The 11,930-nt window shown below is 67.8% G+C and carries 8 protein-coding genes; 2 read left to right on the forward strand and 6 right to left on the reverse strand.

Annotated elements, in window-relative coordinates; translation table 11 throughout:
* Positions 1–809: elongation factor 1-alpha C-terminal domain-related protein (locus tag ACWEFB_RS22550; RefSeq protein WP_452288286.1), on the forward strand; the 809-nt coding region annotated here is incomplete at its 5' end.
* A 61-nt stretch (positions 810–870) separates the two neighbouring features.
* Here the strand turns inward: ACWEFB_RS22550 and ACWEFB_RS22555 are convergent.
* The 3 genes from ACWEFB_RS22555 to ACWEFB_RS22565 form a co-directional block, all read right to left on the reverse strand.
* The gene (locus tag ACWEFB_RS22555; protein ID WP_452288289.1) at positions 871–2,733 is read right to left on the reverse strand and encodes a S8 family peptidase; all 1,863 of its coding nucleotides are present in this window, start codon (positions 2,731–2,733) and stop codon (positions 871–873) included.
* Between the two features lie 726 nt (positions 2,734–3,459).
* Positions 3,460–4,152 (reverse strand): response regulator transcription factor, encoded by a 693-nt coding sequence (locus ACWEFB_RS22560; RefSeq protein WP_452288291.1) that lies wholly within the window; start codon positions 4,150–4,152, stop codon positions 3,460–3,462.
* Positions 4,149–5,363: a sensor histidine kinase gene (locus ACWEFB_RS22565; protein ID WP_452288293.1), complete on the reverse strand. Its 1,215-nt coding sequence runs from the start codon at positions 5,361–5,363 to the stop codon at positions 4,149–4,151. Before ACWEFB_RS22565 ends, ACWEFB_RS22560 begins: the two co-directional genes overlap by 4 nt.
* 178 nt (positions 5,364–5,541) lie before the next feature.
* On the opposite strand from ACWEFB_RS22565, the gene ACWEFB_RS22570 reads away from it, so the two are divergent.
* On the forward strand, positions 5,542–5,904 hold the full coding sequence (locus ACWEFB_RS22570) for a DUF6223 family protein (RefSeq protein WP_452288295.1): 363 nt from the start codon (positions 5,542–5,544) through the stop codon (positions 5,902–5,904).
* A 406-nt stretch (positions 5,905–6,310) separates the two neighbouring features.
* Here the strand turns inward: ACWEFB_RS22570 and ACWEFB_RS22575 are convergent, their stop codons facing one another.
* The 3 genes from ACWEFB_RS22575 to ACWEFB_RS22585 all read right to left on the reverse strand — a co-directional run bounded on the left by ACWEFB_RS22575 (position 6,311) and on the right by ACWEFB_RS22585 (position 11,833).
* On the reverse strand, positions 6,311–6,880 hold the full coding sequence (locus tag ACWEFB_RS22575; protein ID WP_452288492.1) for a DM13 domain-containing protein: 570 nt from the start codon (positions 6,878–6,880) through the stop codon (positions 6,311–6,313).
* 467 nt (positions 6,881–7,347) lie between these two features.
* Complete coding sequence (locus ACWEFB_RS22580; protein ID WP_452288297.1) at positions 7,348–10,113, reverse strand: glycosyl hydrolase family 95 catalytic domain-containing protein; 2,766 nt, start codon at positions 10,111–10,113, stop codon at positions 7,348–7,350.
* A 79-nt stretch (positions 10,114–10,192) separates the two neighbouring features.
* Complete coding sequence (locus ACWEFB_RS22585) at positions 10,193–11,833, reverse strand: glycoside hydrolase family 27 protein (RefSeq protein ID WP_452288299.1); 1,641 nt, start codon at positions 11,831–11,833, stop codon at positions 10,193–10,195.
* Between the last annotated feature and the right edge of the window lie 97 nt (positions 11,834–11,930).

Here is an 11,930-nt window from a genome sequence, read left to right on the forward strand (position 1 = left end):
GGTCCCAGGACGTCTTCGAACGGATCTCCGACGAATTCACCGCCTTCGCCGCGAAACTCGAAGCCCCCGACCTGACCGTGGTCCCGATCTCCGCGCTGCGCGGCGACAACATCGTCACCCGGTCCGAACACACCCCCTGGTACGAGGGCCCGTCGTTGCTGCACCACCTGGAACGGGTGCACATCGCCTCCGACCGCAACCTCGTCGACGTACGGTTCCCGGTCCAGTACGTGATCCGCCCCCAGTCGACCACCATCACCGACTACCGCGGGTACGCCGGACAGGTCGCCTCCGGCGTACTCAAGCCGGGTGACGAGGTGATGGTCCTCCCGTCCGGATTCACCAGCAGGATCGCCGCCATCGAGACCGCCGACGGACCCGTCGCCGAGGCGTTCCCCCCGATGTCCGTCACCGTCCGGCTCACCGACGAGATCGACATCTCCCGCGGCGACATGATCTGCCGGCCGAACAACGCCCCCGCCGTCGCCCAGGACATCGAGGCGATGATCTGCTGGATGGACGAGAGCACCCCGCTACGCCCCGGCGCCAAGTACGCCATCAAACACACCACCCGTACCGCCCGAACCGTCATCCGCGAACTGCACTACCGCCTCGACGTGAACTCCCTGCACCGCGACGAGACCGCCACCGAACTCGGACTCAACGAAATCGGCCGCGTCCGCCTCCGCACCACCGTCCCGCTCCTCGCCGACGAGTACCGCCGCAACCGCACCACCGGCGGTTTCATCCTCATCGACGAGACCACCAACCGCACCATCGCCGCCGGCATGATCGTCGACACCAACTGACCAACGGAAAGGGCCCCTCCCGCCACCGGAAATCGGAGCGGGAGGGGCCCTTTGTCACGTCTCAGAGGGTGAGGGTCCAGGTGTTGATGTAGCCGGTGTCACCGGCGAAGACGTCTCGCACCCGGAGCAGCCAGGTGCCGTTCGCCGCCTCGCTGGAGAGATTCGCGGTGTAGGTCGTGTTGACGTTGTCGGCGCCGTCGAAGAAGCTCTGGTTCTTCAGCCGGTAGGCCGTAGCGTCCGGGGCCACCAGGTCGATGATCAGGTCGCCGCGGAAGGTGTGCACGATGTTCACCGCCACCGTGGACGCCGAGGAGGCGCTACGGTTGCAGCCGGCGATGACGATGCTGCTGGTCACCGCCGTGTTGCTGTCCGGGATCGCCACATCGGTGCCGTTCGTGCCCGAGCAACCGCCGCCACCCGATCCGGTCACCGTCAACGAGTACGTGGCGCTGCGCGTACCCGCGGTGCCAGTGCCGGTGACACTGATGCTGTAGGTGCCGGAAGGCGTGCTCGCCGAGGTGGCGATGGTGAGCGCGGACGAGCTGCCCGAGGTGACCGTGGCCGGACTGAACGAGGCGGTGGCGCCACTCGGCAGGCCGCTCGCCGACAGGCTCACCGACTGCGCCGAGCCGCTGGTGGTCGCGGTACTCACGGTGGCACTGACCGAACCGCCCGGCGCGGTCGAACCGGCCGTCGGCGAGACACCGACCGAGAAATCGTTGGCCGGCGGGGTCCCGTCGTTGACCACATAGAGCAGCTTGTTCGGCGAGCCGGTGCCGGGGTTGGTCACCACGTTGTTGGTGGCGTTGTTGAACAGATAGTCCCGGACCTGCTGCGGGGTCCAGGTGGGGTTGGCGGAGGCGACCAGGGCAGCGGCGCCGACCACGTGCGGGGTGGCCATCGAGGTGCCGCTGATCGTGTTGGTCGCGGTGTTGCTGGTGTACCAGGCCGACGTGATCGACGAGCCAGGTGCGAAGATGTCCAGGCAGGTACCGATGTTGGAGAAGGACGACCGGGCGTCGGTGCTGGTGGTCGAGCCGACCGTGATCGCCTCTGCCGTCCGGGCCGGCGAGGTGTTGCAGGCGTTGGCGCCGTTGTCGTTGCCTGCGGCGAGACCGTAGGTCACGCCCGAGTTGATCGAGTTGCGGACCGCCGTGTCGAGCGAGGCGTTCGCGCCGCCGCCGAGGCTCATGTTCGCCACGGCCGGCTTGATCGCGTTCGCGGTGACCCAGTCGACGCCGCCGATCACACCGGCGTTGGTGCCGCTGCCGGAGCAGTTGAGCACGCGCACGCCGACCAACTGCACGCCCTTGGCCAGGCCGTAGGAGGAGCCGCCGACGGTGCCGGCGACGTGCGTACCGTGCCCGTTGCAGTCGTCGGCGGAGCCGCCGTCGACCGCGTCGAAGCCGCTGGTGGCCCGGCCGCCGAAGTCGTTGTGGGAGAACAGGATGCCCGTGTCGATGATGTACGCGTGCACGTTGGTCGCCGTGTTCGGGTAGGTGTACGAGCTGTCGAGCGGTAGGTTGCGCTGGTCGACACGGTCCAGACCCCACGACGGGGGGTTCGGCTGTGTGCCGGAGATCCGGACCGTGTGGTTCTGCTCGACGTACGCGACGTCGGGGTGCGCGGCGATCCTGGCCGCCGCCTTGGCTCCGGCCGTGATCTCGAAGCCGCGCAGCGCGGCGGAGTACGTCCTAGCGACCGCTCCGTCGTGCCTGTCGGCCAACGCGCTGGCCGTGGTGCCGACCTGCGCCCGACTCACCGCGCTCTCCTTGAACACCACGATGTAGCTGTCGGCGACAGCCGTGGCACCGCCGGCACTACGGATGACACCCTCCGGTTCGGCCGCCACCGCCGGCGCGGCCGCCGTCAGTAGCAGCATCGCGGCGGCGCCCACCACAAAAGATCTTCTCGGGAGACTCATTCTCCCCTCCCTTCGATCGGCACTCGTTCGTCCACTCGCCCACGACGAGAGATCGACGGTGACCGATTGAGAAGAGATTACTCAATGATGGCGGCAAAAGACAGATGTCGAATCCTCTATACCGATCGAAAGATGGAGGTCAAGGTATGGCAATTCATTCCACATCACAGGGAATGGTGATCAACCTAAGCCGCGCTATCGATTCTTCGACAGCGCCGCGCCCGAGAGGTGCCAGGCACGCGTACCGGTGTCCGCGACCGGCAGACCTTGGTGTAGTCGGTCGGCGTGCCGCCAATTGGATTGACTGCCCGAACATCTTGCACCGCAGGGCGGGGATCGCTGTGCCGATGCGGAGAAGGGCACGGAACCCGGTCCGGTTCCTTTGTGTGACGAGAGCGGCGTTGGTGGCGTTTCGGGCGGTGATGGCCCGGCGCGGTTGGTGGAACGCTCATCGCGGTTTCGTAGACACCGATGCCGGTTTGCGGATCGGCGTTGGCGGTGAGGGCTGGGCGACGTTTGTCGGCGCTGCGCAGGGCGAGGAAATTGGCAGGACGAGGGCCAGGACCGGGCATCCGGCCAGCCCGACGGCGGGGATGGCCCGAGCCGGACGGCTTTCGAGGCACCAGGACGGCCACGACGGCCAGCTCGGCGCGGTGTGGCGCCTTGAACCGAGGATGGACGGCGGCCAGGGCCCGTAGCCGGTGGCGGTCTGAGCCGGTCGCGAGGCTACGGGGTGACGAGCCCGGTCCGGTAGGCGATGACGACCAGTTGCGCGCGGTCGCGCGCACCGAGTTTCACCATGGCATGGCTGACGTGGGTGCGGGCGGTGGCCGGACTGAGAAACAGCGCGGCGCCGATCTCGTCATTGCTCATGCCCTGACCGACGAGCGCCAGGACCTCACGTTCTCGTGCGGTGAGGACGGAGAGCCGCTTTTCGGCGACCTCGTCGGCAGTCCTCCGGGCGGTGAACTGGGCGATGAGGCGGCGGGTGATACGCGGCGCGAGCAGCGCGTCTCCGGCGGCGATCACTCGGATGCCGTGCAGGAGTTCGGCCGGGCCGGCGTCCTTGAGTAGGAACCCGCTGGCTCCGGCTTGCAGGCCCTCGAAGACGTAGGCATCAGTGTCGTACGTGGTCAGGATGAGGATGCGAACATTCCGCAGCTCGTTCGCGGCCGTGATCGCTCGGGTGGCCTGGATGCCGTCCATCTTCGGCATGCGGATGTCCATGAGCACGACATCCGGGCCCGTGGCTCGGGCCCGCTCCACGGCCTGGGCGCCGGTGGTGGCCTCCCCCACCACCGTGATGTCGTCCTCAATGTCGAGCAGGAGCCGGAAGCCGGATCGCACCAGCTGCTCGTCGTCGACGAGAAGCACCCTGATCGGGGCATCATCGTTGCATGCGCCTGTCGTGTTGCTCATACGCTCGCCGTTCCGGTCGAGGCCAGCGGCAGCCGGGCGGTGACTGCGAAGCCCCCGCCCGCACGTGGACCGGCGTCGAGATCCCCGCCCAGCAGGTGACAACGCTCCCGCATTCCCAGAATCCCGCTGCCCGGGTGGTGAAGGGCGGCTTCCTCAGCTCTCGGACCCTGATGTGGACCATCGTCGGTCACGCGCATTTCCACCGAGTCGGCGCCGTAGTCCAATGCGACCGTGACTCGGGTCGGTCCGACATGGCGAATCACATTGGTGATCGACTCCTGCAGGATCCGGTACAGAGCGCTACCCACCGCGCTCGGCACCGGCGACGGTGACGAGGCCACTCGCAGCTCGACGTCGAGGCCGGCTTCGCGGCCCTGGATGGCAAGCTCGCCGATCTGCCCGAGCCCGGGATGCGGGACACGGCCGTCGTCAGCATCGCGCAGTACCCCGAGGATGGCCCTCATCTCCTGCAACGCCCGCGAGCTGGTCTGCTCGATAGCCTCCAGGGCGTCGCGTGCCCGCTCCGGTCGCTGGTCGAGTACATGCGCGGTGACACCGGCCTGGACGTTGATGACGGCGATCGCATGCGCGACCGTGTCGTGGACCTCCCGCGCGATCCGGAGTCGTTCCTCGTCTACCCGCGCGCGGGTCTCCTGCTCACGAGTCCGCTCCGCCAGCTCGGCGCGCTCCACCGCCTCGGCAGCGATGACCCGCCGGGAACGGACACTATCCCCGAGGGCCGCGCTCATCACCGAGGCGCCGATCCGGAAGAACACCCAGCCGATGGCGGCTCGTGGCTCAATGTCGGCCGCGGCGATCAGCCAGCAGGCGGCCAGCGCGGCGATCCCCACACCAGCCATCACCGACGAACGCCGTCCGTCGCCGAGGGCGGTCAGCGTGTAGATGGCCACGAACAGTCCGAGCCACCCGGGCCCGTCCGGGAAGTCGAGGGCGTAGTAGGCCACGCTGGCAAGCGCGGTCACGGCGAACACGGCGACGGGCCAGCGGCGGCGCACGGCCACGACAACGCCGCCCACGATCAACAGCAGATATCCGAGATGCCCGAGATCAGCCAGAGGCCGCACCATGGATCCTGGATCTCCATGGGTACGCGAGACGGTGCCCTGGACCTGCATCACGGTGATGAATAGCGCCACCAGCAGGTCCTGCGCCCAGGCCGGCAATCGGAACAACGTGACGCGGTCCCGCATGCCGCGATCCTACGGCTTGCAGCCGGGCGGCTCATACGTCGAGCAGCGCGATCCCGCGCGAGCCGACTACCCCGAACTGCGTATCCGCTGCTGCTTGCCGGCCGAGGACGCCCCTGCCCGCGAAACGCGACGATCGTCTCCGTCGACAAGACGACCGACTCGATCGAAGGGACGCCCCATGTCTATCCTGCGCACGCTCGCCGCGCCGCCGGCCAGCTACGTCTCGGCCGCCGGATACGAGCTCGGCTCCGGGCGGCTCGTGCCCACCGCAGCCGCCGTGGTCGGGCTGGCCAGCGTGGTGATCGGTGGGCTGGCGCTGACACGCCCCAGTCGTACCGGCAACGGGCGCGTCAGGACTGTCCTGGCTCTGGTTGCAGGGCTGATCGGCGCTGTCGTCGGCGGCCTGCACGCGGCCAACTCCGCCGGCGGCCTCGGAACTGGCAACGGCCTGGCCGGAGCTGTCATAGCCGTAGCGTTGGGACTGATCGGCACGGCCATCGCTGTGCTGGCTCTGGCCCGCTCCCGTCGCCGCCATGCATAGTCGAAGGACCGCCGCGCACCCCATCTCAGGCCATCCACGGGTCAGTTGTAGGACCAGAGCGTAGCCGGCGACCACGGCAGCGGAGACGACAATGTGGCCCGGGCTGAAATCCCGCGCTGCGCTGACGACGCCCTCGGCGCGACCGCAGCGCCGAGCGGCGTCAGCTTCCCCTCGATGTCCTCGACGCGTAGACCTGCGCCGACCCGCCCCCACGGTGTCGGCGTAGCGGCCGGGGCGGAGCGACGAATACGGCTATTGGTCCTGGTTCGCCATTGGTGACATCACGGGGCGGCCGGGTGAAGGTGCACACACCGCCGACGGTTGCCGTTCTTGTCGTCCGACTCTCGGCGGCCTGCCCCGTCGACATTGACGAGCGCCTCGTACGGGTCAGCGGGCTGGACGCGGGTCAGGCGGTCTTCAGTTCCGCCGCCCCGAACGAGACCGCGAAGCGTTTGCACCAGATCGAAACGCTGCGGAAGTCCGCCGGATCGATCGACGGCGGCAGCTCGTACACCTGGTCACCTCGATTGCCCTTGAGTCGCGCCACCTCGAACCACTCGCCATCGTCGAACAACCGCCAGCCTGCCGTACCCGCGACCACCCGTTGATCGGTCAGCCAGACTCTCAGGTCCGGCCCATTCGACGTGTCGAGGTCGTGCAGCACGAGCAGGTTCGGGCCGTCGGGCTGACGGACGATCTCCGCGCGCCCCGTCGTCGCGTGCTCGTGCGTGATGAAAACCCCGGCGGCCAGTACCTGGTTCCCTGCTGGCGCGCCGGACGCCGGAGCAGCCGTGGCCGTGCCGGATGGGCCGGGTGCGGCCGTCGTTGTCGCCAGCCCAACGGGTAGGGCGTCATCGACATAGGTGTCCGTGACCAGCTTCCACGGCTGGAACCAGTAGAGGCCGAACGCCGCCACGATGCCGAGGAGCACCACACCGGCCCAGGCGAGCGGTGACCGGAAGACCCGTTTCAACATTCGTCGAGAATACGGCGACGGCACCGGCGGAAATGGCCATAGCCATTGCGAGAGTCTTACGGCGCGACGTTCCGGTGAGTGGGTGGCGTCGACCGGCTTGGTCACACGCGACCGGGCACGTCACGCCCGCTCACGCGCCGGTCAGCCGCGCACCCCGCTGCTGCCGGCGCAGGGCGCGACGGGAGACATCGGCCGCGCGAGGTGGAGCAGGCGCGCGCTGCGGACGCACTGCTCCCGGTCGCCGCCCCGGGCGCGACGACCGCCGACGGTACGGGTACGGGATGGTCACCGGCCGGCGGTTCGGCGTACCACCGGCCGGTGACCGTACCGGGTGGGGCCGGTGGCTCCGGCCCCACCCGGCGGACTGGGACGAGATGGCTCGGTCAAACAGTCGTGACCGCGATTGGCGCCGAGATGCTCTGCACGCAGGTTCGGTCCAGCGGAGCCTGAAGAGCCGTCGTACCGAATCAGCTCGTCGTGCAGGTGAGGTCGGTCGGTGGGCTGTTGGTTCCGTTTGCGGTGGCGACGAAGCCGAGGGTGGCGGATCCACCCACGGGCAACGACCCGTTGTAGTCGACGTTCGCCACCGTCACGTTCGCCCCGCTCTGCGTGTACGAGCCGCTCCACATCCGGCTGATGACCTGTCCGTTGGGAAAGGTCCAGGACACGGTCCAGCCGCGGATCGGGGCCGAGCCGGCGGTCACGGTGACCTCGCCCTGGAAGCCGCCCGACCACGAGTTCGTCACCGTGTACACCGCCCGCGCGCCGGACGGCGAGGGAGTGCTGGTGAGGGTCGGTGACGGTGACACGCTGGTCCGCGCCACGCGGTAGGTGTGGCCGGCGCGGCCGTTGAGTTGAACGACATCTGCCTCGGGTCGCGTGGTGGCCGGTGTGCTGCCGTCGGTGACGTCGACGAGTGTGAAGCTTCCCGTGAGGAGCCGAGCCCTGAGTTTCACCACGCCGTCGCGGTCCGCCCGTACCCGGATCTCGTTGGCCTGACCGCTGGTCCAGGTCATGCCGATGGTGTATCCGCCTCGACCTCGCAGTCCTGCGACCTGCCCCGCGGGCCACGCGGTCGGCAACGCGGGCAGCACGTGCAACTCGCCGTTGTGGCTCTGTAGCAACATTTCGGTGATACCGGAGGTAGCGCCGAAGTTGCCGTCAATCTGGAACGGTGGGTGCAGGTCGAACATGTTCGGCGCGAGCCGATCGGTTCGTACCAGATCCCGGATGAGCTTGTGGGCGCGGGCGGCTTCCTCCATCCGGGCCCAATAGTTGATCTTCCAGGCGAGGGACCACCCGGTTCCGTCGTCGCCGCGTAGCTCCAGCGTCCGGCGCGCGGCCTCGTACAACTGGGGCGTTCCGCGCCTGGTGATCTGGTTGCTGGGGTGCAGCCCGTACAGGTGGGAGATGTGGCGGTGGGTCCGCTCCGGCTCGATCCAGTCGGCGAGCCACTCCTGGATGTTGCCGCGTGAGCCGACGCGCATCGGCGGCAGCCGGTCCTTTGCCGTGCGCACCTGCGATCGGAATGCGGTGTCGACCCCGAGAACCTCGCTGGCTCTGGCTGCGGCCTCGAACAGGTCGCGCAAGATCTGGTTGTCCATCGTCGGGCCCGCGCATACGCTGACGTTCGCGTGGTGAGCGAGTTCCGGCGAGTTCGACGGGTTCGTGACCAGGTATCCGAGCGTCGGATGGGTAACCAGGGTGTCGAGGAAGAACTGGGCGGCGCCTTTCAGAGCCGCGTAGTTGGACCGGAGAAGATCGACGTCTCCGTTGAACAGGTAGTGCTCCCAGATGAGGGTGGCCAGCCATGCGCCGCCGGTCTGCCACATTCCCCACAGGGCCCCGTCGACGACCGACGCACCACGCCATCCGTCCGTGTTGTGGTGGGTGACCCAGCCGCCGGCTCCGTACTGGGCCTGGGCGACCCGCGCCCCGGTCACGGACAGGTCCTTGACCATGTCAAAGACGGGGAGCATGCACTCGGCCAGGTTCGTGGTGTCCGCGGGCCAGTAGTTCATCGGCAGGTTGGCGTTGATGGTGTACTTCGAGTCCCAGGGCGGCGCCATCGACTCGTTCCAGATGCCCTGCAGGTTCGCCGGTTGAGTGCCCGCCCGCGATGAGGAGATCAGCAGATATCGCCCGAACTGGAACAGCAGGGCGGAGAACTGTGGGTCGTCGGTGCTCGCGTGTTGCGCGATCCGTACGTCGGTCGGCTGGTCGGCCGCGGCTGTGCGACCCAGGTTGATGGTCACCCGGTTGAACAGCCCCTGGTAGTCGGCAAGGTGGCGACTACGCAGCTGATCGAGGCCGACGTTTCGGGCGGCACCGAGGCGGGCACGTGCGGTGCCCTGGTAGTCGCCGTTGACGGTGCGGTAGTTCACGTAGCTGGAGCCGATCGAGATCAGCAGGGTCACGCTCGTGGCACCGGCCACCCGCAGCGTGCCGCCGGAACTGCTGACCGTGCCGCCGGTTGCGAGAGCATTGGCCAGGGCGAGGAACCGTACCGAGCCGTTGACACCCTCCATGTTGCCGGAGACGCCGTCGACGGCGACGGTCGTGGCGTCCGGGCTCGACATGGTGGTCCGTTGAGGACTGTCAAAAGTGGCGTTGAACGTGATCGAGCCGGTTCGGTCGGCGGTCAGCCGGATCACGATTACCTGGTCGGGTGCGCTGGCGAACACCTCACGCTGATACCGGACACCGTTGAGCACGTACGTCGTGGTGGCGGTGGCGGTGGTGAGGTCGAGCGTCCGGTTGTACTGTGACACCCCACCGGAGGAGCCAAAAGCCAACCGAAGGTTGCCCACGGGCTGGTAGGCCAGCTGCCCGCCCGGGGTTCCCATCATGGTCTGATTGATCAGGTCCTGCGCCCGGGTCCACTGGTCCGCGAAGACCTGGCGCCGGATCTCGGCCAGGGTGGCCGCGCCCCGGCCGTTGGCGGAGTCGTACGGGCCGCCGGCCCAGATGGTGTCCTCGTTGAGCTGTAACCGCTCGGTGTTGACGTTGCCGAACACCATGGCGCCGAGGCGCCCGTTGCCAATCGGCAGCGCGCGAAGCCAGTCGGTGCCGGCCTCCTCGTCGTACCACAGCGCCATATCGCCCGCCGCGAGCACCTGCGGCGGCGGCACCGAGCCAGCCCTGGCGGTGGCGCTCCAGGCGGCCGGCAGCAACGCGGCTCCGGTCCCCACGGCCCCTGCCCTGAGCACATTCCTTCGTGTCACCTTCGGCATGCCTATCTCCAAGCCGATCGTAGGGACGGCACCCGCGGCGCCGAGGGGAGGCGCGACGTCGACCCCGGCACAGGTGTCGTCATGTCCGGGACCACCGCTGGTTCGCGCCGGTGTGGCAGTTCCAGACGATCACGGCTGTGCCGTTGGTGGTGGCGGCTCCGCTCACGTCGAGGCAAAGGGTCGGCGCCCGCACGCTGCTTATCGTGCCGTTGCCGTTGTGGGTCCACCGCTGGTTGGTGCCGCCGTTGCAGTCCCAGATCTGTACCTGCGTCCCGGCGGTCGCGCTCACCGGGATGTCCAGACACTTGCCCAGGACCTGGAGAGTCTGACCGCTCTGGCTGAACATCTGGTTGGCATTGTTGTGGCAGTCCCAGATCACCGTCGGAGTCCCGTTCGTCGACGACCCCGAATTCACGTCGAGACACCGGCCGGACGATTCGCCGCGCAGTCGGAATGTCGGCGGTGGCTCGACCGTACCGCCACCGCTCACCCGGTAGACCACCGTCCCGTGGGCGGGGACGTTGGCGGAGATCGTGCCGGACGTGGTGGTGGTCGCGTTCGTCCACGCGTCGAGCAGGCTGAACGAGTTGCCGGTCTTGCCGACCGCCGCCGCCGTCGTGGAGACGGTCGTGGTGGAGCTGCCCTGGTTGAACAGGGCCACCGCGACGTCCCCGTTGGAAAGCCGTTTGGCCAGCACACGCCTGGTCTGGTCGTTCGACACCTGCACTGCCTGGAGGGCGAGGGAGTCCTGGTTGATGGCGATGAGGTGCTGGTTGCGCAGGATCGTCAGGGTGGCCGAGTCGGCGGAGCGCAGGTCGTTCCCGGCCATCAGGGGCGCCGCCATGATCGCCCAGAGGGCGAAGTGGCTGCGCATCTCGGTGTCGGTCATGCCGCCCCGACCCACCTCGAGCATGTCGGGATCGTTGAACGACCCGGGCCCGGCGTACGAGGACAGTGGGACGTTGACGTTGACGATGTTCTGGATTCCCATCGGGTATCCGTTCGTCTGTCCGCTGTTCCACGTGTTGGTGATGTCCTCGGTGGTACGCCACAGGTTGGCCACATCGCCCCAGTTGCGCATCGGCCCGGTCTTCTCGTGGATGCTGTTCGAGTTGATGCTGTAGACGATCGGTCGACCGGTCGCGGCCAACGCGTCGCGCATCTTCGCGAACGCCACAACCTGGTCGTTTATCGATCCAGCGGGCGAACACCAGTCGTACTTCAGGTAATCCACGCCCCACGCGGCGAACTGCCGGGCATCCTGGACCTCGTGGCCGAGGCTCCCGGTCGAGCCGGGGAAGGCGTCGAAGTACTGGGCGCAGGTCTGGTCCATGGGCGACTGGTAGATGCCGAACAGCAGGCCACGGGCGTGCAGATAGTCACCCAACGCTTTCATTCCGCTCGGGAAGCGACTCGGATGGGCCTGAAGATTGCCTTGTGAGTCCCGGTTGGGGTCGAACCAGCAGTCATCGACCACAACGTATCGGTAGCCGAGATCGCGCATTCCGTTGGTTACCATGGTGTCTGCCATCTGCCTGATCAACGTCTCGTTGATGTTGCAGCCGAACGTGTTCCAGGTGTTCCAGCCCATCGGTGGAGTACGAGCGACACCGTTGTTGAGTGCCCACGCCGACCGTGGCGAGTGCGTCCCGACGATTGCCGCGGACGCGGCCACCACCACCAGGCTCAGGACTGTCAACCATCGCGATTTCCACTGCATTTTGCCTCCTCACGCGCCGATCGACGGCACGCACCGGTCATCTGGGAGCAGCCCCCACGACATGGAACCCCGTGGATAGAAGCTCCCGGCGGTTTTT

The organism is Micromonospora sp. NPDC004704, from assembly GCF_053601675.1.

Bases quoted from the DNA above. Each gene is read 5' to 3' on its own strand.
- ACWEFB_RS22580 (WP_452288297.1), bottom strand. From the start codon at position 10,113: ATGCCGAAGGTGACACGAAGGAATGTGCTCAGGGCAGGGGCCGTGGGG.
- ACWEFB_RS22560 (WP_452288291.1), bottom strand. From the start codon at position 4,152: ATGAGCAACACGACAGGCGCATGCAACGATGATGCCCCGATCAGGGTG.
- ACWEFB_RS22555 (WP_452288289.1), bottom strand. From the start codon at position 2,733: ATGAGTCTCCCGAGAAGATCTTTTGTGGTGGGCGCCGCCGCGATGCTG.
- ACWEFB_RS22565 (WP_452288293.1), bottom strand. From the start codon at position 5,363: ATGCGGGACCGCGTCACGTTGTTCCGATTGCCGGCCTGGGCGCAGGAC.
- ACWEFB_RS22575 (WP_452288492.1), bottom strand. From the start codon at position 6,880: ATGTTGAAACGGGTCTTCCGGTCACCGCTCGCCTGGGCCGGTGTGGTG.
- ACWEFB_RS22585 (WP_452288299.1), bottom strand. From the start codon at position 11,833: ATGCAGTGGAAATCGCGATGGTTGACAGTCCTGAGCCTGGTGGTGGTG.
- ACWEFB_RS22570 (WP_452288295.1), top strand. From the start codon at position 5,542: ATGTCTATCCTGCGCACGCTCGCCGCGCCGCCGGCCAGCTACGTCTCG.